Below are 22,320 nucleotides of genomic sequence, written 5' to 3' on the forward strand. Positions count from 1 at the left end.
GGGCCTCAGAACCGGTTTGGCGAGAAGGCGCGCCCGGCCCCGGTGCGCCCGCTTATGCCATCGGCCACCAGCCGCCCGGCCACGGGGCCCAGCGTCCAGCCATTGAAGGTCACCGCATGGTGCAGGCCGGGCACCCTCCTGTCCGCGCCCAGGATGGGGCCCGGCACCTGCACGTTCAGGCCGGTCCAGGCGCGGATGACATGCAGCCCGGCCAGCGCCGGCAGCACCGTGCCGGCGACGAAGAGATTGCCCTCGATGGAGGGCCGCAGGTTGCGCGGGCGGCCCGAGCCGTCCAGCACGCCGGGCCAGGCGCCGCCGAGGACCAGATGCCCGGCATCGCCCTGCTTGGCCGAGAGGTGCCGGCTGCCATGCAGCACCAGGTGGCGCATGATCTCGCCGCCCGCCGCCTCCGTCACCATCACCTGCTGCACCGCCGCCCCCACCGGGATCGGCGCGCCCAGCATCCGGGAGAATTCCCCGGCCCAGGGGCCGGCGGCATTCACCACCTGGCCGGCGCGGATCACGCCGCCCGCCGCCGTCTCCGCCCGGAAGCCCGTGCCCTCCCGCGCGATGGCCGCGATGGTGGTATGGCCGCGCACGGTTGCGCCGGCCCGCTGCACCAGGGCGAGCAGCGCCGAAAGGCCGCGCAGCGGGTCCATCTGGCCCTCGGGCGCGCAGAAGGCCGCGCCGGCGAAACCGGGCGCCAGATAGGGCGCGACGGACATCAGCTCATTCGCGCCCAGCAACCGGCTGTCCACGCCGAAGGCGCGTTCCATCGCCACCTTGGCTTCCAGCCGGCGAAGCTCCTCCGCCGTCTCGACCAGCATGATGCCGCCCTCGGTGCGGATGCCGAGGGATTCGCCCGCCTCCGCCGCGATCTCCCGCCATAGCGCGACGGAGGCCGGGCCGATGGTCAGCACCTGGGCGGCGGCGCTTTCCGGGCCTTCCTCGGCGCCGGCGCTGTCATAGGCATGCAGCTGGATATGCAGGCTGCCGGCATTGCCGGTGGTGGCGCCCTGCCCGGGCTCGCCGCGCTCGGCGACAATCACCGACAGGCCTTCGCGGGCGCAATAGAGCGCGGTGGACAGGCCGAGCGCGCCGCCGCCCACCACCAGCACGTCGCAGGCCTCGGCCGGGCCGGTGGCGGGGGTGTGGTGGGTGGGCAGGATGGGGCGCGGGATGGCGCTGGGGCCCTCCAGCCATTCCGGCTTCTCCATGGCGAGCGCCAAGGCCGGCACCGGCTTCAGCGGCGCGCGGGGGGCGGCGAAGCCCGCTTCCTCCGAGGCGCCGACGATGCGGGCGACCGTCGCGCCGCACATCCGGCCCTGGCAGCGGCCCATGCCGGCGCGCGTCGCCTTCTTCACCGCGCCGAGCGATTCCGCGCCCGCCGCCATGGCCGCGCGCAGCGTGCCGGCCGAGACCTCCTCGCAGCGGCAGACCGTGGTGCTGTCCGCCAGGCTGCGCGCATCGAATTCCGGCACGGCGAAGAAGCGCCACAGCGCGTCCTGGAAGCCCACCGCGCGGGCCAGGGCACGGCGGCTGGCGGTATCGTCCGGCAGGCCCGGACGCAGATCGCGCGCCGCCGCCAGCCCGGCCAGCCGGCCGCGCGCCAAGGCGATGCGCGCGCCACCCACCTGCGCGCCATCCCCCACCGCAAAGATTTCCGCAATGCTGGTGCGGCCGTCCGCGTCGGTGACCGTCTCCAGCCGGCCGAGGCCGCTATCGACGAAGCGATGGCTGCAGCCGAGCGCGCGGGCCAGGCCCGTCTCGGGCTGGAAGCCGAGGTTCAGGGCCAGCGCATCGGCCACGAGGCGGATCTCGCCCTTGGGCGTGCTGGCGCGCAGCGCGGTGAACTGGCCCTCGCCTTCCGCCGCCAGGGGCCGGGCGCCCCAGATCACCGGCACGCCGGCGCGCTTCAGCAACGCCAGGTAGCGCGCCCCGTCCCAGGCCAGGTCCGGCGCCCCCGCGGCCAGCCGCAGCGCCTGGCGCACGCCGCGAAAGCCGGGAAAGGGCGCGGCTTCCAGCACCGCCACCACCTGCACGCCGCCCTCCACCAATTCGCAGGCGAGTTGCAGGTTCAGCGGGCCATTGCCGGCGATCACCACGCGGTCCCCGGGCGAGACGCGATTCGCCCGCGCCAGCGTCTGCAGGCAGCCCGTGGTCATCACCCCCGGCAGGGTCCAGCCGGGAATCGGCACCGGGCGTTCATGCGACCCCGCCGCGATCACCAGCCGCTTCGGCCGGAACACGACATTGCGGCCCTCGACCAGCGCCGCGATCTCATCGGCCGCAAACCCGCCCCAGACGGTCGCACCGAAGCGGAAATCGACGCCCGCGGCGATGGCGCGCGCGCGCATCTCGGCGCCCTGGCGGAACTGCCGGTCCGGCGCCGCATGGGCATGGCTGGCGGCGAGCGGCTTGAGGTACTGGCCGCCAGGTGCATCGCGCTCATCCAGCGCCACCACATGGCAGCCCGCCTCCGCCGCCGCGATGGCGGCCGAGAGGCCGGCGGGGCCGGCGCCCACCACCAGCAGGTCGCAGCCGATGGCCTCGGCCTGCGCATGTGGGGCGGGCGCCAGCGGCGCGGGCTGCGCGGGCGTGGCGCGCTGCACCACCATGCCTGGCGTCACCTTCGCCAGGCAGGCGCGCTGATTCGCGCGGCCATCGATGGTGACGAGGCAATCGAAGCAGGCGCCCATGCCGCAATGCAGCCCGCGCGGCGCGCCGGACTGCGTATACCGCAGCGTCAGCTCACCCGCGGCGGACAGCGCGGCCGCCACCGTCTCTCCATAGAGCGCGGGAATCGGGCGCCCCTCGAAGGTGATGCCCACCGCTTCGGCAGAAGGCGTGATGGCGGCATGGGTGAGGCGCATGGGATGGGCTTGATGCTTTCACGGAAAGGCGCATGGATGTCGCCCTTTCGCGAAGTGGGAGCAACCCAATGGCCGTCAAGAAATTCCGCGGCTGCTACACGGTCCTGATCACGCCTTTCACCGAGGGTGGCGAGGCCGTCGACCTGAAGGCGCTGGAGCGGCTTGTGGAATTCCAGATCCGCGAAGGTATACGCGGACTCATCCCGCTGGGCTCCACCGGCGAGTTCCTGTCGGTCTCGCCGGAGGAACGCACCGCCATCGTCGAGACTGTGGTGAAGACCGCCGCCGGCCGCGTGCCCGTGCTGATCGGCACCGGCGCGGAGGATACGCGCGAGGTGGTGCGCACCTCGAAGGAGGCGGAGGCGCTCGGCGCCGATGGCGTGATGATCATCCCGCCCTTCTATTCCGTGCCGACCGAGGACGAGCTCTATGTCCACTACAAGAAGGTGGCGGATGCCATCGGCATCCCGATCATGGTCTACAACAATCCCGCCACGGCGAATGTGGACCTGACGCCCAGGATCCTGGCGCGGCTCGCGACCATCGAGAGCTGCCTCTACGTGAAGGAGAGCACGCTGGAGGTGACGCGCGTGCGCGACATCGTCGATCTCTGCGGCGACCGCATGGAGGTCTTTGCGGGCGTGCTGGGTTACGAGAGCGCCTGGCTCGGCGCCATCGGCTGGGTCGCGGTCTGCTCGAACCTCGCGCCAAAACTGTCGACGGAGATGTTCCACGCGGCGGCCTTCGACAAGGACATGGACAAGGCCCTGCCGCTGTACCGGAAGCTGATGCCGCTGCTGCCCTTCGTCGGCGGGCCGCGCTATGTCTCCGGCACCAAGGCGGGTTTCCGACTCATGGGCATGCCGATGGGCGATCCGCGGCCGCCGCGGCTGCCCTTGCCGGGCGCCGATACCGCACAGCTCAGCGCGGTGCTGCAGCATCTGGGCCTGCTCGCCGAGGGTGCGCGCCAGGCCGCCTGACGTCTTCCACACATCAGACAGGGATCTTCAAAACATGCGTCGTCTCATCCTGGCCGCGGCACTCGCGGCCTTCGCCTCGCCGGCCTTCGCGCCCATCGCTTCGGCACAGGCGCCCGCCGGCTGCACGCCGCGCGTCGCCAACTCGGAACTGGTGAAGCCGGGCACGCTGATCATGTCGATCAACCCGACGCTGCCGCCGCTGCAATTCGTCAATGCGCAGGGGCAGCTGCAGGGGCTGCGCGTGGATCTCGGCGTGGAGATCGCGCGCCGCCTGTGCTTGACGCCGGAATGGGTGCGGATCGAATTCAGCGCGATGATCCCGGGCCTCGCGGCGCGGCGCTGGGACGTGATCAACAGCGGCACCTTCTTCACCCCGGCGCGCGCCGAGATCATGCAGATGCTGCGCTATGAGAATGCGGCCGTCGCCTTCTCCGCCGCGCGCGGCAATCCGCTGAACATCCGCAGCGTCGATGACCTGGCCGGCAAGGTGGTGGGCGTGGAGCTCGGCGGCTTCGAGGAATCCCGCACCCGCGCGCTAAGCGCCGACCTGGTGGCACGCGGCCTGCCCGCCATCACGATCCGCACCTTCGACAACTTCGCCATCGCGTTCCAGGCGCTGCGCGCCGGCCAGGTGCAGGCGGTGACGAGCGTGGATGCGGTGGCCGCCGAATACGACCAGCGCGGCGATTTCCCCCGCGTGCTGCACGGCCTCTTCCCGACGCCGGCCAGCCTCGCCATGCGGTCGCGCACACTGGCGCAGGAAGTCGCCAAGGTGCTGACCGAGATGAAGGCGGATGGCAGCTACGACCGGCTGTTCGACCGCTACGGCGTGAGCAAGTACGAGGCGGGCTTCGAGGTTGTGGGCCCGCAGTAAGTGCGCATCTTCTGGCGGCCCGCGCTGACGGCGCGGGCCGAGCTGCGCGACGTTTGAAAGCCTGAATCATGCATATCTGGTCCTGGCAGGGGTTCTTCGACTACCTGTTCAACCCCTTCCTGCTGCAGGGCGCGGTCACCACGCTGTGGCTGACCGCGGCCTCCCTGTTCTTCGGCCTGATCCTGGGCGTGGTGGTGGCGCTGCTGCGGCTGTCGGGCAACAAGTGGCTGGCGGCGATCGCCAGCTTCTATTGCTGGATCTTCCGCGGCACGCCGCTGCTGGTGCAGCTGCTGATCATCTATACGGGCCTGCCGCTTTTCGGCGTGCGCTTCAGCGTGACGCAGGCCGCATTGCTCGGCCTGGCGCTGAACGAGGCCGCCTATCTCAGCGAGATCGTGCGGTCCGGCATCTCCGCCGTCGGCCCCGGGCAGCGGGAGGCCGGGCTGGCGCTGGGGCTGAAGAAGATCCAGGTCTTCCGCACCATCATCTGGCCGCAGGCCTTCCGGATCATCATTCCGCCGCTGGGCAATTCGGTGAACGGGCTGCTGAAGACCACCTCGGTCGCCAGCGTGATCTCCATGGAGGAGCTGCTGCGGCGGACGCAGATCCTGATCCAGGAGAAGTTCCTGGTGCTGGAATTGTTCCTGGCCGCGGCCTTCTGGTACCTGGTGATGACCACGGTCTGGGACCTGGTGCAGCGCCAGCTGGAGAAGCGCTACGGCCGCGCCTACGCCAATACGGCGGCCGACCGGCGCTGAGCTACAGCGTCCGCAGCAGCGCCGCCAGCTCCGGCTCCGCCACCAGCCCCGCGGCGGTGGCGGGGGTGACCAGGCGGCGCTCCCGCTCCCGCCGCTCCGGCCAATCCTGCAGCAGGCGGGCGACGCGCAGGCGATAGACCAGCACCTCGCAGGGCAGCAGCACGCCGCCGGGCTTGCGCTTCTGGTAGCCGAAGCGGCCGATGGGGTCGGGATCGGCCTCCCCCAGGATGCCGGCCTCCTCGAAGGCCTCCCGCGCCGCGCTGCGATGCGGCAGCTCGCCGGGCTCGATCCAGCCCTTGGGGATCACCCAGCGCCGGGTCTCACGGCTGGTCACCAGCACCACGCGCAGCGCGGCGCCCGTGCCGGTCAGCGGCAGGGCGGCGCATTGCCGGCGCAGATCGCCCGGCTTGCGCACAGCACTCACCACCCCGCCTTCCAGCATCGGTCTTCGAATCCTTCCCGTCATGCGGCGAAATCGCATCGTGACGAGATGGAGAATCCGGCGCCGATTGTGAAGGCCTTATGAAGCCGCCATCAGATTTCACCTGGATGACTTGCAATGTCATGGAGGAGTCACAGGCCCAGAAGGGCCACAGCATGGGCGCGCAGCTTCACCTTCTGCACCTTGCCGCTGGCGGTCATGCCGATGCTTTCGAAACCCTCCACGATTCGCAGATGCCGCGGCAGGCGGAAATTCGCCACCTGCGGCTTCAGCCAGGCGAGCAGCTCCGCTTCCGTGATCGCAGCACCCTCGCGCAGTTGCACGAAGGCGGCGACAACCTCGCCGAGCCGCGCATCCGGCACGCCCACCACCTGGGCCAGGGCGATGGCGGGATGGGCGGAGAGCACCTCCTCCACCTCGGCCGGCGCGACATTCTCGCCGCCGACGCGGATCACGTCCTTGATGCGGCCGACCAGGCGCAGCCGGCCTTCCGCATCCTGCGTGCCGAGGTCGCCGGTGCGCAGGAAGCCATCCGGCGTGAAGGCCTTTTGCGAGTTCTCCGGGTCGTTCAGGTAGCCGCGCATGACGGACCAGCCCTTCACCTGGATCTCGCCGGCCTGGCCTTCGGGCAACGCGGCATGCGTCGCGGGATCGGCGATGCGCACCGAGAGCCCTGCATGTGGCACGGCGCCGCCGGCGATGCGGGCGGCCACCGGCTCCCGGTGATCGGAGAGCGCGACATTGGGCGAGGCCTCGCTGAGGCCATAGGCCCAGCAGAGGTCCGTCACGCCCATCTCCTCGACGATGCGGCGCATCGTCTCCGGCCCCGCCGCCGCCCAGCCGCCGCGCAGATGCAACCGCGCGCGGTCGAAGCGCGGATGCGCCATCATCAGCTGGAAGATCGCGTCATTGCCCGAGGTCAGGGTGCAGCGCTCGCGCTCCAGCAGATCCAGCGCCGCACCCGCCTCGAAAGTCTTGGGCGTCACCATCACCGCGCCGGTCACCAGGCAGACCAGCAGCGAAAGGGTGGAGCCCGCGACATGGAAGAAGGGCCGGCAATTCAGGTAGCGGTCGCCGGGCCGCACGCCCAGCTTCGCGGCGCAGGCCGTGGCGTTGCGCAGCATATTGTGGTGCGTCAGCAGCACGCCCTTGGGATGCGCCGTCGTGCCGGAGGTGTATTGCACCAGCAGCACATCCTCGGCCGTCACGGCCGCCATGGCGGCCTCCAGCGCCTCCTCCCCCACCGCCTGCGCGCGAAAGGCATCCCAGGACGGCGTGCCGGCCACCACCACGTGCTGCAGTTCCGGCAGGTCGCCGCGCACCTCCGCGACGGCCGCCGCAAAATCGATGTTGAGAAAACGATCCGCCAGCAGCACCGCCTTGCAGCGCGCGCGGGACAGGGCGAAGGCGATCTCCGGTGGCTTGAAGCGGGTATTGACCGGCACCGTCACCGCGCCGATCAGCGCCGCGCCATAGAAGCTGGCGACCCAATTGGCGTCGTTGCCCATCAGCAGGCCGACGAAGTCGCCGCGGCGGATGCCGAGTGCCAGAAGGCTGCGCGCCACGCCACGCGCCTGCTCGCGCAGCCCGGCATGTGTCAGCCGCGCGCCCTCGGCGACCAAGGCTTCCTCCGCGCCGCGATCGCGCGCATTGGCGTCGAGAAAATCGGCGAGGCGCTGCGTCCAGCTCATCGGCCGAATCCGGCCATGGTCTTGCGCCATTCGGCAGCGGCGAGGCTGTCCTCGATCGCCATGAGCTCGGTGGCCAGCGCGCCGCGCGGGTCGCGTTCCAGCCCTTCGTCGATGCAGCGTTTCGCCAGGGCCATCGCGGAGGCCGGTGCCTTCAGGATGGTGGCGGTCATGGCATCCAGCGTGGCCTGCACCTCCTCGGCTGCCACAAGCCGCGCCACGAGGCCGGCGGCCAGCGCTTCCTCCGCACCCAGCACGCGGCCCGTGAACATCATGTCCTTGGCCAGCCGCTTGCCCAGGATGCGCGGCAGGCGCTGCGTTGCGCCCACCGTGCCCCAGAGCGCCTCCGGCGTCTTGAAGCTGGCCGCGGGCGTGGCGAGGATCATGTCGCAGGCGGCGGCGATTTCCACGCCCGATCCCACGGCGGGACCCTCCACCACGGCGATGGAAGGCATGGGGAGGCGTTCGATGGACTCATACGCCCAGAAACCCTTCACGCGGCGGGCGCGCACGGCATTGTCGTCCATGCCCTGGCGTTCCTTGAGGTCCGCGCCGGCGCAGAAGACCGGGCCATTGGCGCGGATCACCACGCATTTCGCCCGATCCTCCACCGCGCGGCGGCAGGCGGCCGCGAGCGCCTCGGCGAGGGCCAGGTTCAGCGCATTGCGCGCCTCCGGCCGGTTCAGCGTCAGCGTCACCAGGCCCTCGGCCTCGGCATAGAGCAGCGGCTCCGTCATATCGCGCCTTCCTCCCGCAATGCGGCGATCTTTTCCGAATCGTAGCCCAGCTCTGCCAGGACCGCGTCGGTATCCGCGCCCAGGGCCGGTGCCGGCAGCGGCGCCGGGTCGGCAAAGCCGTCGAAGCGGAAGGGCAGGCGCAGCGCGGGATGCGTGGCCGCGCCATGCGCCACCTGCGCCACGCTGCCGCGCGCCTGCACGTGTGGGTCCGCCACCACCTCATCCAGCGCCAGCACCGGGCCATTCGGCACATCCACGGCATCAAGCACCGCCACCGCCTCCGCCCGCGTCATGCGGCCGAGGGCGGCGCACATCGCCGCCATGATGCGCTCGCGCTGTTCCAGCCGCTCGGCATTGGTCGTGAGCCCGGCCAGTTCCTCCAGGCCCAGCGCCGAACACAGCGGCGCCCAGTGCTGGTCGCTGGCCGTGATATGCAGGAAGCGGTCGTCGCGGCACCGGAAACTCGCCGTCGGCACGCGCCCGGGATGTTCCGTGCCGAGCCGCGGCGGCACCTCGCCCAGCGCGAACAGCCGCGCCGCGGCGATGGTCAGCAGCGCCACCTGCCCGTCCAGCATGCTGAAATCGACATGCGCCCCCTGCCCCCCCCCTGGGCCCGCCGCATCCCGCCCGCGCAGCGCCGCCAGCAGCGCGATCGCCACCCACAGCCCGCTCGTGAGGTCCGCCACCGGCAAGCCCGGCTTCACCGGCCCGCCACCCTTCTCCCCGGTCAGGCCCATCAGCCCGCCCATGGCCTGGAAGACCGTGTCGTAGCCCTTGCGATGCGCATAGGGCCCGGTCTGGCCGAAGCCGGTGCAGGACAGGTAGACGAGCCGCGGATTCACCTCGCGCAGCGAGGCATAATCCAGCTTCCGCCGCGCCAGCGCGCCGGTCGGGAAGTTCTCCACCAGCGCATCGGCCTGCGCCGCCAGGTCGCGGATCAGCTGCCGCCCGCCGGGCTTGCGCATATCGACCGTGATGCTGCGCTTGCCGCGGTTGCAGGCGAGGAAATAGCCGCTGACGCCGAAATCGAAGAAGGGCTCGAAGCCGCGCGTCTCATCCCCCGCGCCCGGCTGCTCCACCTTGATGACGGTGGCCCCCAGCTCCGACAGCAGCATGGTCGCGAAGGGGCAGGCCAGCACCCGCGACAGATCGAGAATCTTCAGTCCTGCCAAGGGCTTCATGCCACGAGCCTCCGTCGCGCCGCGACCGTCTCCGCGACCAGCCGCGCCATCACCTCGGCCGCCGGCAGGATGTCCTGCACCAGCCCGCAGCTCTGCCCGGCCTCGACCTTGCCCTGCGCCACATCGCCCGACAGCGCCGCATCCTTCAGGCTGCGGGAGGCGATCAGCGCCAGCCAGTCCTCCCGCGCCATGCCCGCGCGTTCCGCCGCCTCCACCTCCGCCGAGAAGGCATTGCGGATCTGGCGGATCGGCAGGGCGCCGCGGCCGACCAGCGTGGTGTCGCCCACCCCCGCCGCCAGCACCGCCTGCTTGTAGGCCTCATGCACCGAAGCCTCCTTCGTCATCAGGAAGCGCGTGCCGAGCTGCGCCCCCTCCGCCCCCAGCGCGAAGGCGGCGCAGATGCCCGCGCCATCGGCGATGCCACCCGCGGCGATCACCGGAATCGTCACCGCCCGCACCACGGCCCGCACCAGCACCAGGGTGGAGACCTCGTTCGGCGGCGGATGCCCGCCGGCCTCGGCGCCAACGACGACCAGCGCATCCACGCCCGCCGCCTCCGCCTTCACCGCATGCTCGGGCGCCGCCACCACATGCAGCCACTTCGCGCCCAGCGCGTGGAAGCGCTCGACATGCCCGCGCGGCCCGCCCTGGCTGCCGATCAGCACCGGCACCCGCTCCGCCGCCGCGATATCCAGGAATGCCGCCGCCCGCTTGTTGTAGAGCGGCACATTCACCGCGAAGGGCGCATCGGTGCCGGCCCGCACCGCGCGAATGGCGGCCACCAGATCCTCCGGCCGCATCGGCCCGGCCGCAATGGTGCCGAGCCCTCCGGCACGGGCCACCGCCAGCGCCAGCGCCGGGGAGGAAGAAGCCCAGCTCATCCCCGCCTGGACGATCGGGTGGCGGATGCCGAGCAGCGCCGGCAGCCGCGAGGGCAGGCCCATCTCCGCATTCTCTCCCATCGTCACCTCCTGCACCCTTGCGCTTCTGGCCGCAGATGGTTGATGCTGTCAACGGTAAGGGATGGAGACGAAAATGCGCATCACCCGACGGCAAGGCCTGGCAGGGCTGGGCCTGTCCGGGTTGGGCCTGGCCACGCTCGGACGCTCAGCCGCCCAGGCACAGCCCGCCTGGCCCAACCGACCGCTGCGCTTCATCGTGCCCTTCGCTGCCGGCGGCCCGGTGGAAATTCCCGCCCGCTTCATCGCCGAGGCCCTCGGCCCGAAACTCGGCCAGCCCGTGGTGGTGGAAACCCGGCCCGGTGCCGGCGGTGCGCTCGGCGTGCAGGCCGTGGTGCAGGCGAACGACCCGCACACCCTGCTCTTCACCACCTCCTCCGTCGCCATCGTCCCGGCGCTGATGTCGAACCCGGGCTACGACCCTTTCCGCGACCTGGTGCCGATCAGCATGGTCAGCGAAGCGCCCATGGTCTTCCTCGCCAAGCCGGACCACCCGATCCAGGACCTGGCGGACCTGCTGGCCCGCGCCAGGGCCCGGCCCGGCCGCATCAGCTACGCCAGCTCCGGCGTCGGCGCGACCACCCATCTCGGCGGCGCCCTGCTGGGCGTGCGCGCCGGAATCGACCTGCTCCACGTGCCCTATCGCGGCGCCGGACAGGCCATCAACGCCCTCTACGCCGGCGATACGGATCTGCTGGTGATCGGTACCCTGGAAGCCCTGACGCATATCCGGGACGGCCGCCTGAAAGCCATCGCCGTCACCAGCGCCACCCGCAGCCCGGTCCTGCCCGAAACCCCCGCCATCGCCGAAGCCGTGCCGAACTACGACATGACCATCTGGTACGCCCTGTTCGGCCCGCGCAACACACCGCCCGACATCGTCACCCGCCTGGCCCAGGAGATCGCTCCCCTCGCCAGCGGCACCACCCTCGCCACCCGCATGGCCGAAAGCGGCACCACCCTGCTCCTCGATGGCCCCACCCGCCTCGCCACCCGCCTCCAGGCCGAAGTGCCGCAGTGGCGCGAGGTGGTGCAGAAGGCGGGGATCCGGACGGAATGATGGGCGGCGCGGGTGATGCGAGAGGGGCTTTGCCCCCCTCGCGCTCCCGCCACGCCCCTCCTCTCTCCCACCCCTTGATGGGATTCCAAAGGGACCACTGTCCCTTTGGTGGGGGGGCGCCGGGGGGCAAAGCCCCCTGGCAACAACCCGCACCCCCGTCACCCATGCCGGGATCGCGCCCGCTGCTGCTGCGCTTCGATGCGGCGACGGAGACGCTCTTCTTCGAGGGCTGAGCCCCTTGGGGCTCAGAGCACCGCGTAGACGTCGTAGACCGGCCCGCTGGCGGGTCGGTGGCCGACGCCCACCGCCAGCACCCGGTTCAGCCATTCATGCGGCCCCGGCCCAGTCTCGAAGCGCATGGCGACGCGCATATAGTAGCTGCCGGGTGGCAGATCCTCCCCGGCGGCGAGGCGGGCGGCGATCTCCGGCGGGGCGTGGCGGATGCCCTGGTAGGTGGCGCCGATGATCTGCCCGTCATCCGCGGCGAGCACCACGCGCACATCGAGTCGCGTGCCGCCATCCGATTGCGTCACCAGCCAGTCCTGCCCCCCTGGCAGCACCTTGCCCGCGAGGCCCGGTCCGAAGAACCGCCCGCCGGTGATCTGCGCCACCCGCCGCTCACCGATCGGGCCGGCACCGATCACCTGCGGCGCCTCCACCGTCAGTTCCATGCGGAAGAGGAAATCCGTATTCAACGGCATCCGTTCGATGGCCATGGCTCAGCGCTGCCGCCAGGGCAGGCCATCGGCTTTCCAGCCGGCCATGCCGCCGCGATGCCCTTCGGCATCCACCGGGCCCTCGAAGCCATCGGCCACGTTGAAGGCATGCGGGAAGCCGTGCTGCTGCGCGGCCTGGCCGGCCGCCAGGCTGCGGGCGCCTGAACGGCAGATGAAATAGAGTTTGGACAGCGGCGTGGCGCCGGCGCGGTGCAGCTGTTCCACGAAGGCCCCGTTCACCTGCATGCTGGGATAGACCTGCCAGGGGATCAGCGTGACCTGCTTGCCGACCTCGTTCAGGTCCGGTAGTCCGACGAAGTTCCATTCGGCGTCGGTGCGCACATCCACCAGCATGGCGTCGGGATCCTCGGCCAGGGCCTGGTAGGCAGCGCGGGGGGTTACATCGGGAACACCGGGCATGGCTTCCTCTCCGTCAGTTTGCTAGCTGGGAGGATGGGGTCTGGCCGGCTGCGGGACAACCATGGGGCGCCGTGCCCTGCCATGCGCGGCCTGATGAGGGGAAGATCGAATCATGTCCGAGACGCAAGACACGCACGACCACATGGGTCGGAAGATCGTCGACTCCAAGGGCGAGGCCTTCAAGCAGGACCTGCCCTGGATCATCGCGACGGCCGCGCTCACCGTCTTCACCCTGATGGCGCTGGCCGGCTACTTCCGCCTTTAACCTTTCTCAGGCCGTTTCGCGGAAGATCTCCCGCCCGATCAGCAGGCGGCGGATCTCGCTGGTGCCGGCGCCGATCTCGTAGAGCTTGGCGTCGCGCAGCAGCCGCCCGGCCGGGTAGTCGTTGATATAGCCATTGCCGCCGAGGATCTGGATGGCATCCAGCGCCGCCTTGGTGGCGGCCTCCGCGGCGAAAAGGATCGCGCCGGCGGCATCCTTGCGGCTGGCATGGCCGCGGTCGCAGGCCCGGGCCACGGCATAGGTATAGGCGCGGGTGGCGTTCAGCGCCGTGTACATATCCGCCACCTTGCCCTGGATGAACTGGAATTCCCCGATCGGCTGCCCGAACTGCCGGCGCTCGTGGATATAGGGCAGCACCAGGTCCAGGCAGGCCTGCAGGATGCCGATGGGGCCAGCGGCCAGCACCGCGCGTTCATAATCCAGGCCGGACATCAGCACGCGCACGCCACCGCCGACGGCGCCCAGCACATTCTCCTCCGGCACCTCGCAATCCTCGAAGACCAGTTCGCTGGTCGGGCTGCCGCGCATGCCCAGCTTGTCCAGCTTCTGGGCGGGCCGGAATCCCTTGAAATCGCGCTCGATCAGGAAGGCGGTGATGCCCTTCGGCCCGGCGGCAGGGTCGGTCTTGGCATAGACCACCAGCGTCTCGGCGTAATGCGCATTGGTGATCCACAGCTTGGTGCCGTTCAGCACCCAGCGGTCACCGCGCTTTTCGGCGCGCAGCTTCATCGAGACCACGTCGGAGCCCGCCGAGGGCTCGCTCATCGCCAGCGCGCCGAGATGCTCGCCCGAGATCAGCTTGGGCAGGTAGCGGCGCTTCTGCTCCTCCGTGCCATTGCGGCGGATCTGGTTGACGCAGAGGTTGGAATGCGCGCCGTAGCTCAGCCCGACGCTGGCGCTGGCGCGCGAGATCTCCTCCATCGCCACGCAATGCGCCAGATAGCCCATGCCGGCGCCGCCATGCTCCTCCTCCACCGTGATACCATGCAGGCCGAGGGCGCCCATTTCCGGCCAGAGATAGCGCGGGAATTCATCGGTGCGGTCGATCTCGGCGGCGATCGGCGCCACGCGGTCCTCGGCGAAGCCGCGCACGCTGTGGCGCAGCGCGTCGATCTCCTCGCCCAGGTCGAAATCCAGCATCGGCATCCGGTTGGAGATCATGGCGCCTTGCCCCCTTCGCGTCGCAGGTAGTTCTGGCCGTTGATCACCAGCAGGTTCTCCGAATCGGGATCGCCGCGGAAGATCGAAAGCCGCTCCTCCCGGCCCTCGCTGTCGCGCAGCAGCAGCACATGGCCGGCCAACTCATAGCGACCGCTGCTGTCCGGTCGCGGGGCGCTGGTGGTGACACCGCTGCGGCGGCCGCCGACCTCCGAGGTGCTGCTGGCCCCCGCCCAGCCGGTGCGGCGCCAGCTGCCGTCGCGTGACAGCGCCAGGCTGCGCTCCACGGCGACGGAACCGCTGGAGAAGGCCGTGCTGCCGCTGCTGGCGAAGCTGTAGCGCCAGACCCCTTCCAGGCGTGTGCCGGCGGCGAAGGGCTCGACGCGGCGCCAGGATTCGCCATCCAGCGAAAGGCCCGCAGCCTCCCGCCGCAGCGGCAGGGTGCGGCGGGAGAAGCGGCCGAATTCGTCCTCCACCTCCCGCAGCGTGATCGTGCCGCCGGCCAGCGCGTAGCTGCCGCAATCCCGGGGCACGGTCGCGCAATGCGCGGCGAGGCCCTCCGGCGGCGGTGGCTCGCTGGCGAAGCGGCCATCGGGCGCGAAGGTGAGGCTGCGCATATCGGCGCGGTAGTCCGTGCCGCCGAAGGCATTCGGCACCAGGCTGGTCGCCATCCGGGTGAAGTGCCCCTCCAGCGGCTCGGCCGGTGGCTGGGGCACCAGGCCGGTGCCATCCGGGCCCAGGTGAAGCGAGCGGACCAGGGCCGCGAAATCCGCCCGCGCCGCGCGCCCCGCCTCCCGCGGTGGATTGACCAGGAGGAGGAGCAGCAGCACCGGCCGGCCCTCGCGCTCCAGCCCGATATGCACGGCCCGCATCGTGGGGTTGCCGCCGCTTCGCTCCTCGATGCGGAAGCGGCCGCCCTGCGCCGTCTCGCCCTCCCGCCGCCGGGGCCGGCGGTCCTCGGCGAGTTGTTCCGGCGTGCGCAACCAGGCGGTGAAGGCCGTGTCGAAGTCCCCGCGCGCCACATCGCTGCGGGCGATGGCGATCATCGCGCGGCCAGGGCGCGCATTCCGCCGTCCGGACTCGGCGGGCAAGTCGCGCGTGAAGAGCAGCCCCGCCGCCTGTTCCTGCCTCTGCCAGCCTGCGGGCAATGCGATGTCCAGGCCGCCGAAGGACTCCGCGAGGGCGGCGGGCGAGGCCAGCAGGAAGACGAGCAGCAGACGACGCATGAAGCGGCTCCGGATCGGTGAGCCCCGATCCTGGCATGGCCCGCGCGCCCCGCCTGCTCACGATGCCGCCGCCAGCGCGAAGCGCGCGCGCAGCGCGCCGCGCATGATCTTGCCGGTTGCCGTCTGCGGAAGTGCCTCCACGAATTCCACCTGCCGCGGATAGAGATGCGCGGCCAGGCGCTGGCGCACCTGCGCCTGGATTTCCGCCGCCAGCGCGGCACTTGGCTGCACGCCCGGCTTCAGGACGATGACGGCGGTGACACGTTCCGTACGCAGCGCATCCGGCAGGCCGATGACGGCGGCCTGGGCGATGGCGGGCAGGGTGAGGAGGAAATCCTCCACCTCCCCGGGGCCGATGCGATAGCCGGCGGAGGTGATGACATCATCGTCGCGCCCGATGAAGGTGAAGAGGCCCTCGCCATCCCGCACCGCCTGGTCTCCGGTCAGCAGCCAGTCGCCGTGGAATTTTTCGGCCGTGGCCGCGGGATTGTTCCAGTAGCGCAGGAACATGACAGGGTCTGGCCTGCGCACGGCGAGCACGCCCTGCACGCCATCCGGCACGGGCCGGCCCTCGGCATCGAGAATGGCGAGGTCATGCCCCGGCACGGCGCGGCCCATGCTGCCCGGGCGCACCGGGAACAGTTTTGCCGAATTCGCGACGATCAGGTTGCATTCGGTCTGGCCGTAGAATTCGTTGATCGTCAGGCCAAAGGCGCCGCGGCCCCATTCCAGCATCTCGGCGCCCAGCGTCTCGCCACCCGAGCCGAGGCTGCGCAGTGCATGTCCGAAGCGCGCGGGGCTTGGGACACCGCGCAGCATGCGCAGCGCGGTGGGCGGCAGGAAGGCGTTGCGCACGCCATGCCGCGCCATCAGCTGGAAGCAGAACTCCGGATCGAATTTCGGCATGCGATGCGCGAGCACCGGCACGCCATGGAACAGGCTCGGCAGCAGCACATCCAGCAGCCCGCCGATCCAGGCCCAGTCGGCCAGCGTCCAGAACAGGTCGCCCGATTGAGGAAAACCGTCATGCGGCCATTCCACGCCGGGCAGATGGCCGCGCAGCACGCGATGCGCATGCAGCGCGCCCTTCGGACTGCCAGTGGTGCCGCTGGTATAGATGATGAGGGCGGGATCATCCGGGCCGGTGGCGAGGCATTCGTGATGATCCCGCGCGCGCGCCATCTCCACGGCGAGATCCAGCGCGCCCGGGCCACCGCCGATGGCAAAGACTTTCGTCAATTCCGGCAGCGTGGCGTGGATGCTGTCGAGCTTCGCCAATCCATCCTGGTCGGTGACCAGCGCCGCGGCGCCGCAATCGGCCAGCCGAAAGCGCAGGGCTTCCTCGCCGAACAGCAGAAACAGCGGCACGGCGATGGCGCCGATGCGATAGGCGGCGAGATGCGCCACCGCTGCCTCCGGCCCCTGCGGCAGCAGCACGCCGATGCGGTCGCCGCGGCGGATGCCATGGGCAAGGAAGGCATTGGCCAGACGGCAGCAGCGGCGGTGCAGTTCGTCGAAGCTGATGCGCTCGACCGTGTCGCCATCCAGGTGCAGCAGCGCCAGGCGGCCGCTGCCATCGGCCCAACGGTCGCAGGCTTCCTGCGCGATGTTGCAGCGGGCGGGGATGTTCCAGGCGAAGCTCATGCCGGGCGCGTGTCGTCGATCACCTTGCCGTCGTTCGGCAGGGCGCCGGGTTCCAGCAGCTCGACCGTGCCGCGCAGGCGCATGACGGATTGCAGCGTGGCGGCGAGGCTTTGGACCAGCGCGGCATCGCGCACCGACGTCTCGACGCGCAGCAGCATGGTGTCGCGCGTCTCGTCCAGGCCGATGACGAGGCGGGCGCGGCCGAGGCCGGGATGCGCGCGCATCACCTCCGCCACCTGTTCGGGCCGCACGAATAGGCCGCGCACCTTCGCCGCCTGGTCCGCACGCCCCATCCAGCCCCTGATGCGGGTATTGGTGCGGCCGCAGGGGGAGGCGCCGGGCAGCACGGCGGAGAGATCGCCCGTGGCGAAACGCAGCAGCGGGTAGGTGGTGGAGAAGGTGGTGACCAGCACCTCCCCCACCTCGCCTTCCGGCAGCGCCTCGCCCGTGCCGGGGCGGACGATCTCGACCAGCACATCCTCGTCGCAGATCAGCCCCTCGCCGGCTTCGGATTCATAGGCGATGAGGCCGAGATCGGCGGTGCCGTAGCTCTGCCGCACGGTCAGGCCACGCGCGGCATAGAAGCTGCGCAGCGCCGGCAGATAGGCGCCGCCGGTGACATGGCCGAGCTTCAGGCAGGACAGGTCGAGGCCCAGCGCATCGCCAGCCTCCAGGATGGTCTTGAGAAAATCGGGCGTGCCGCTGTAGCAGGAAGGCCGCAGATGCGCGGCGGCGCGGGCCTGGCTTTCGGTACTGCCGGGACCTGCGGGAAAGACCGGGCAGCCCAGCGCCCGCGCGCCTTCCTCCAGCATCATGCCGGCGGGCGTGAAGTGATAGGCGAAGCAGTTGTGCAGCAGCATGCCGCGACGCAGGCCGGTGGCGTGCAATGCGCGCGCATAGCGCCAGGGGTCCGGACCCGCACCCTGTGGTTCGTGGATCGGGCCCGGCGAGGCGAAGACGCGCGGCACATCGGCAAGCCCCAGCGCGGTAAAGCCGCCGAAGGGCGGTGCCTCCGCCTGCGCCGCGATCAGGTCCGATTTGCGTGTCACGGGCAGCGCCGCCAGGCTCGCCTCGTGCGGATCAAGATCCGCCAACAGCGCCGCATAGGCCGGCGCCGCGCGCTTCGCATGCGCCACCTGCGCGGGCAGCCGCCGCGCAGTCTCCGCCGTGCGCTGATCGGCACTTCGGGTCTCGCGGTCGTCGTAAAAATCCGTCACAGCCAGCGCTTCCGTCGCTTGTAGGATTTCAGGTTGCGGAAGGACTTGCGGTCCGCCCCGTGGCCGCCGAGGTAGAATTCCTTCACGTCCTCGTTGTTCGCCAGATCCTCCGCGCTGCCATCCAGCACCACCTTGCCCTGCTCCATCACATAGCCATGGCTGGCGACGGAGAGCGCCATGCGCGCATTCTGCTCCACCAGCAGGATGGTGATGCCGAGATCGGCGTTGAGCTGGCGGATGATGCCGAAGACCTCCTTCACCAGCAGCGGCGAAAGGCCCATGGAGGGTTCGTCCATCAGGATCAGCTTCGGCCGCGCCATCAGCGCGCGCCCGATCGCCAGCATCTGCTGTTCGCCGCCCGAGAGATAGCCGGCGAGCCCCGTGCGTTCCTTCAACCTCGGGAAGTAGGCATAGACCATCTCGATATCGCGGCGGATCTCCGCCGTGTCGCTGCGCGTGAAGGCGCCGAGGCGCAGATTCTCCAGGCAGGTCATGTCGCTGATGATCCGTCGCCCCTCCATCACCTGGAAGATGCCACGCCGGACGATCTGATGCGCCTCCACGCCGTTCAGGCGTTCGCCGGCGAAGCGGATATCGCCGCGCGTGATCTCGCCATCCTCCGACTTCAGTAGGCCGGAGATGGCTTTCAGGGTCGTGGACTTGCCGGCACCATTCGCCCCCAGCAGCGCCACGATCTTCCCGCGCGGCACGGCCAGCGACAGGCCGCGCAGCACCAGGATGACGTCGCTGTAGACGACCTCGATATTGTTCACTTCGAGCAACAGGTCCCCCGCCGGTGCGATTGCCGGCGGAGGATCTGCAAGAACCTGGCTCACCAGCCGAGCCAGTCGCGGCGACGCTCGAGGTCGATCGTCGCGATATTCTCGATCTTCATCGTGCCCGCCTGCATCAAGTCGGTGACACTGCCCTGGGTGGTGTCGCCGCTGACACTGGCGCGATAGAGCGCCACGCGCAGCGTGCCGCGATGATCCTGGGCGGTGAAGGTGGAGGGGTTGCAGACACCCTCGAAGCCACGCGGCACCCAGTTCTGGCGCGCATAGAAGCCATCCCGGATGCGTTCCCCGGTCACCTGGCCGCCGCCTTCCGCCGCCGTCTCCATGGCCTCGACCATCAGCATGGCGGAGCAGATGCCGGAGATATAGTGCACGGGGCGATAGGCAGTGCCGGCGCTGTCAGACACCCGGCTGATCTCCCGCACCTGCGCCATGCCCGGCGCATCCCCGCCCCAGACGGCGCCGGTGCGGACCGGGAAGACCACGCCATTCGCCGCGGTGCCGGCGGCCTTCATCGCATTCTCATCCATGCCCCAGACATTGCCCAGGAACTGCACCTGCACGCCGGCGGTCTGGCAGGCGCGCAGCACGGAGATATTGGAGCCCGCGGTATTGCCGAGATAGGCGTAGTTGGCACCGGCATTGCGCAGCGTCAGGCATTGCGCGGTATAGTCGCCGGGCGTCAGCGCGAACTGGATGGCGGGCAGCACGTCGAAGCCGAGCTCCGCGGCCAGCGCCTCGCCCGCCGCCTTGGGCGAATTCGGATAGGGGTGGTTGGCGCCCATATGCACGTATTTCGGCCGCCCCTGCTGGCCGCGCGCGCGCCAATCCTGCGCCGCCCATTGCAGCATGGCGCGCAGCCCATCCGAGTAGGACGGGCCATAGAAGAAGTTGAAGGGCGCGGCCTCCACGCCCTGCCGACCGGACTGGCCGGAGGGATCGGTCAGCGCGGCGGAATAGGAGGCGCTGATATAGGGAATGCGGTCACGGGTGACGAAGCGCACCAGCGCCTCGGTATCCGCCGTGCCCCAGCCCTGGATGGCGACGACGCGCGTGCGCCCGGTCCAGGACTGGTACTGGCTGACGGCGCGCGGCGCGGCATAGCCATAGTCGAAGCCGGAGACATTGAGCTGGCGGCCTGCCACGCCATTGCGGCGCGCATTCACCCAGGCCAGCGCATCGGCAACGCCCTGGCCATAGGGTTGGCCGACATCGCTGGTCGCACCCGAATTGTCCATCAGATGGCCGACCGGAATCGGCTGTGCGGCCAGCGGCAGCGCGAAGGCGAGTGTCGCGGCGCCGGCCAGGATCTGCATTTTCATGTCTTCGTTCCTCCCCTTGGTTCAGTGCGAATACGGGTAGAGTTTCCAGTACGCCTTGATCAGGCGCCAACGCCTTGCGAGCCCGTCGGGCTCGAAGATCAGGAACAGGATGATCGCGGCCCCCACCACCATCTCCCGCAGGAAGGAGATGCTGGCGCCGAGTTTGAGCGCGCGATCGATGCTGCTGCCGGCGAGCAGATCCGCGCCCCACTGCGTCACCTCCGGCAGCATCACCATGAAGGCCGCGCCCATCAGGCTGCCCATCACGCTGCCCAAGCCACCGATGATGACCATGCCGAGGAACTGGATGGAGAAGAGGATGTTGAAGGCCTCGACCGAGACGAAGAGCAGATAGTGCGCATAGAGCGCACCGCCGATGCCGGCATAGAGCGAGGCGATGCCGAAGCTGAGCGTGCGGTAATAGGCCAGGTTGATGCCCATCATCTCCGCGGACAAATAATGGTCCCGCACCGCCACCAGCGCGCGGCCGTCGCGGGACCGCATGAGGTTCGCGGCGCCCAGGAACATGATGATGACCCACACCAGGGTCAGGTAGAAATAGCTCTCGTCCCGGTCGAAGGCGAAGCCGAAGAGCACGGGGCTCTCCGTCATCCGTCCCGCCACGCCCCCGGTGAACCACTGCGCGCGGGCGAAAAAATCCTCCAGGATGAATTGCGCCGCCAGCGTCGCGATCGCGAGATAGAGCCCCTTCAGCCGCGCCGCCGGCGCGCCGAAGATGAGGCCGATGAAAGCCGTGATGAGGCCCGCCAGCGGGATGCAGAGCAGCACCGGCACATGGTAGCGCTCATGCAGCCAGGCCGAGACGAAGGCGCCGAGGCCGAAGAAGGCCGCGTGGCCGATGCTGATCTGCCCGGTGAAGCCGACGAGGATGTTCAGGCCCAGGGCGGCGATGCCGAGGAAGCCGATATTGATCAGCAGCGAAAGCTCGTAGCGGCCGAAGACCAGGGGCGCGCAGCACAGGATGGCAATTCCCAGCAGCAGCGCGATGCGGCTGTTGCGGGTGGGGAAGATGGTGGTGTCTGCGCGGTAGCTGGCGCGCCAGTCGCCGCAGGGGGTGAGAGCGGTCATCTCAGACGCGCTCGATATTGCGGGTGCCGAACAGGCCGTAGGGCTTGATCAGCAGGATCAGCACCAGCCCGTAGAAGGGCGCGATCTGGAACATATTGCCCCAGTTCAGCCACTGGCTGTCGATGTAATGCGCCCAGTTCTCCAGCAGGCCCACGATGACTCCGCCCAGCACCGCGCCGAGGATGGAATCCAGCCCGCCCAGGATCACCGCCGGGAAAACTTTTATCCCGTAGAAGGACAATGCGCTGGACACGCCGTTCACCACGCCCACCACGACGCCCGCGACGGCCGAGACAACCGCCGAGATCGCCCAGGACATCGCAAAGACCTTCGGCACGGAAACGCCGAGCGATTGCGCCACCTGCTGGTCGAAGGCCGTCGCCCGCATCGCCAGCCCGTGCTTCGAGGCTTTGAAGAACCAGCCGAAGCCCGCCATAATCAGCAGCGAGACGCCGAGGCTGGCGAGATACACCGTCTGCACCTCCAGCCCCAGCACCCGCACCTGCTCCATCGCGAAGATCGGCGGGAAGGGTTTGGCAAACACGCCAAAGATCCACTTCATCAGCGCCTGGAAGAAGATGCCGAGGCCGATGGTCGCCATGATCACGCTGATCACCGGCTCCCCGATCAGCGGCCGCAGTACGACAACCTGCAGCACCAGGCCAAACAGCATCATGAAGACCAGGGTGAAAAGAAATCCGGCATAGAAGGGCAGCTGCCACTCCGTCAGGAACCACCAGCACACCCAGGCGCCGACGAGCAGAAATTCGCCCTGCGCGAAATTCACCACCTGGGACGCCTTGTAGATCAGCACGAAGCTCATCGCGACCACGCCATAAAGCGCGCCGACGATCAGCCCGTTCAGCGTCAGTTGCAACAGCAGGGCCATGTCCATCCGG

At 69.8% G+C, this 22,320-nt stretch carries 21 protein-coding genes; 5 read left to right on the plus strand and 16 right to left on the minus strand.

The features are described from left to right. Nucleotides 1–5: 5 nt before the first annotated feature. Nucleotides 6–2,873, minus strand: a complete 2,868-nt coding sequence (locus ACTIF1_RS07270) for an FAD-dependent oxidoreductase (RefSeq protein ID WP_439595724.1) — start codon at nucleotides 2,871–2,873, stop codon at nucleotides 6–8. 68 nt (nucleotides 2,874–2,941) lie between these two features. Here ACTIF1_RS07270 and ACTIF1_RS07275 point away from each other — a divergent pair, with 68 nt between their 5' ends. From ACTIF1_RS07275 to ACTIF1_RS07285, 3 genes are all read left to right on the plus strand, one after another. After that, nucleotides 2,942–3,853, plus strand: coding sequence for a dihydrodipicolinate synthase family protein (locus tag ACTIF1_RS07275; RefSeq protein ID WP_439595725.1), 912 nt, complete (start codon nucleotides 2,942–2,944; stop codon nucleotides 3,851–3,853). Between the two features lie 34 nt (nucleotides 3,854–3,887). Beyond that, the gene (locus ACTIF1_RS07280; protein WP_439595726.1) at nucleotides 3,888–4,727 is read left to right on the plus strand and encodes an ABC transporter substrate-binding protein; all 840 of its coding nucleotides are present in this window, start codon (nucleotides 3,888–3,890) and stop codon (nucleotides 4,725–4,727) included. Nucleotides 4,728–4,795: 68 nt separating this feature from the next. Next, the gene (locus ACTIF1_RS07285) at nucleotides 4,796–5,485 is read left to right on the plus strand and encodes an amino acid ABC transporter permease (protein ID WP_439595727.1); all 690 of its coding nucleotides are present in this window, start codon (nucleotides 4,796–4,798) and stop codon (nucleotides 5,483–5,485) included. A 1-nt stretch (nucleotide 5,486) separates the two neighbouring features. Here ACTIF1_RS07285 and ACTIF1_RS07290 read toward each other — a convergent pair whose 3' ends face one another. The 5 genes from ACTIF1_RS07290 to ACTIF1_RS07310 form a co-directional block, all read right to left on the minus strand. Further along, nucleotides 5,487–5,927, minus strand: a complete 441-nt coding sequence (locus tag ACTIF1_RS07290; RefSeq protein WP_439595728.1) for an NUDIX hydrolase — start codon at nucleotides 5,925–5,927, stop codon at nucleotides 5,487–5,489. Nucleotides 5,928–6,058: 131 nt separating this feature from the next. Continuing rightward, on the minus strand, nucleotides 6,059–7,618 hold the full coding sequence (locus ACTIF1_RS07295; protein WP_439595729.1) for an AMP-binding protein: 1,560 nt from the start codon (nucleotides 7,616–7,618) through the stop codon (nucleotides 6,059–6,061). Then, nucleotides 7,615–8,352: an enoyl-CoA hydratase/isomerase family protein gene (locus ACTIF1_RS07300; protein ID WP_439595730.1), complete on the minus strand. Its 738-nt coding sequence runs from the start codon at nucleotides 8,350–8,352 to the stop codon at nucleotides 7,615–7,617. Before ACTIF1_RS07300 ends, ACTIF1_RS07295 begins: the two co-directional genes overlap by 4 nt. After that, the gene (locus ACTIF1_RS07305; protein WP_439595731.1) at nucleotides 8,349–9,533 is read right to left on the minus strand and encodes a CaiB/BaiF CoA transferase family protein; all 1,185 of its coding nucleotides are present in this window, start codon (nucleotides 9,531–9,533) and stop codon (nucleotides 8,349–8,351) included. Before ACTIF1_RS07305 ends, ACTIF1_RS07300 begins: the two co-directional genes overlap by 4 nt. Next, complete coding sequence (locus ACTIF1_RS07310; protein WP_439595732.1) at nucleotides 9,530–10,510, minus strand: NAD(P)H-dependent flavin oxidoreductase; 981 nt, start codon at nucleotides 10,508–10,510, stop codon at nucleotides 9,530–9,532. The genes ACTIF1_RS07305 and ACTIF1_RS07310 overlap by 4 nt, the downstream gene beginning before the upstream one ends. 58 nt (nucleotides 10,511–10,568) lie before the next feature. Between ACTIF1_RS07310 and ACTIF1_RS07315 the strand changes: the two genes are divergently transcribed. Further along, nucleotides 10,569–11,552, plus strand: a complete 984-nt coding sequence (locus tag ACTIF1_RS07315) for a Bug family tripartite tricarboxylate transporter substrate binding protein (RefSeq protein ID WP_439595733.1) — start codon at nucleotides 10,569–10,571, stop codon at nucleotides 11,550–11,552. A gap of 245 nt (nucleotides 11,553–11,797) precedes the next feature. Here the strand turns inward: ACTIF1_RS07315 and ACTIF1_RS07320 are convergent, their stop codons facing one another. After that, a complete protein-coding gene (locus ACTIF1_RS07320) occupies nucleotides 11,798–12,268 on the minus strand; it encodes a DUF3237 domain-containing protein (RefSeq protein WP_439595734.1) in 471 nt (156 codons plus the stop codon). Between the two features lie 3 nt (nucleotides 12,269–12,271). Then, nucleotides 12,272–12,688 (minus strand): rhodanese-like domain-containing protein, encoded by a 417-nt coding sequence (locus ACTIF1_RS07325; RefSeq protein ID WP_439595735.1) that lies wholly within the window; start codon nucleotides 12,686–12,688, stop codon nucleotides 12,272–12,274. A 112-nt stretch (nucleotides 12,689–12,800) separates the two neighbouring features. Between ACTIF1_RS07325 and ACTIF1_RS07330 the strand changes: the two genes are divergently transcribed. Further along, a complete protein-coding gene (locus ACTIF1_RS07330) occupies nucleotides 12,801–12,953 on the plus strand; it encodes a hypothetical protein (protein ID WP_439595736.1) in 153 nt (50 codons plus the stop codon). Between the two features lie 6 nt (nucleotides 12,954–12,959). Here the strand turns inward: ACTIF1_RS07330 and ACTIF1_RS07335 are convergent, their stop codons facing one another. Genes ACTIF1_RS07335 through ACTIF1_RS07370 form a run of 8 tightly spaced genes read right to left on the minus strand, consistent with a single transcriptional unit; the run spans nucleotide 12,960 to nucleotide 22,316 of the window. Continuing rightward, a complete protein-coding gene (locus ACTIF1_RS07335; RefSeq protein ID WP_439595737.1) occupies nucleotides 12,960–14,132 on the minus strand; it encodes an isovaleryl-CoA dehydrogenase in 1,173 nt (390 codons plus the stop codon). After that, nucleotides 14,129–15,355, minus strand: a complete 1,227-nt coding sequence (locus ACTIF1_RS07340; RefSeq protein WP_439595738.1) for a hypothetical protein — start codon at nucleotides 15,353–15,355, stop codon at nucleotides 14,129–14,131. Before ACTIF1_RS07340 ends, ACTIF1_RS07335 begins: the two co-directional genes overlap by 4 nt. A gap of 57 nt (nucleotides 15,356–15,412) precedes the next feature. Next, nucleotides 15,413–16,999, minus strand: a complete 1,587-nt coding sequence (locus ACTIF1_RS07345) for an acyl-CoA synthetase (RefSeq protein ID WP_439595739.1) — start codon at nucleotides 16,997–16,999, stop codon at nucleotides 15,413–15,415. Continuing rightward, the gene (locus ACTIF1_RS07350) at nucleotides 16,996–18,216 is read right to left on the minus strand and encodes a phenylacetate--CoA ligase family protein (RefSeq protein WP_439595740.1); all 1,221 of its coding nucleotides are present in this window, start codon (nucleotides 18,214–18,216) and stop codon (nucleotides 16,996–16,998) included. The genes ACTIF1_RS07345 and ACTIF1_RS07350 overlap by 4 nt, the downstream gene beginning before the upstream one ends. Further along, entirely contained in the window at nucleotides 18,213–18,998 is a 786-nt protein-coding gene (locus ACTIF1_RS07355) for an ABC transporter ATP-binding protein (RefSeq protein WP_439595741.1), read from the minus strand. The genes ACTIF1_RS07350 and ACTIF1_RS07355 overlap by 4 nt, the downstream gene beginning before the upstream one ends. A gap of 50 nt (nucleotides 18,999–19,048) precedes the next feature. Continuing rightward, nucleotides 19,049–20,332: an ABC transporter substrate-binding protein gene (locus ACTIF1_RS07360; RefSeq protein ID WP_439595742.1), complete on the minus strand. Its 1,284-nt coding sequence runs from the start codon at nucleotides 20,330–20,332 to the stop codon at nucleotides 19,049–19,051. 21 nt (nucleotides 20,333–20,353) lie between these two features. Then, nucleotides 20,354–21,421: a branched-chain amino acid ABC transporter permease gene (locus ACTIF1_RS07365; RefSeq protein ID WP_439595743.1), complete on the minus strand. Its 1,068-nt coding sequence runs from the start codon at nucleotides 21,419–21,421 to the stop codon at nucleotides 20,354–20,356. Nucleotide 21,422: 1 nt separating this feature from the next. After that, entirely contained in the window at nucleotides 21,423–22,316 is an 894-nt protein-coding gene (locus tag ACTIF1_RS07370; protein WP_439595744.1) for a branched-chain amino acid ABC transporter permease, read from the minus strand. Nucleotides 22,317–22,320: the final 4 nt, after the last annotated feature.

The organism is Falsiroseomonas sp. (assembly GCF_051860665.1).
Lineage (GTDB): Bacteria > Pseudomonadota > Alphaproteobacteria > Acetobacterales > Acetobacteraceae > Falsiroseomonas.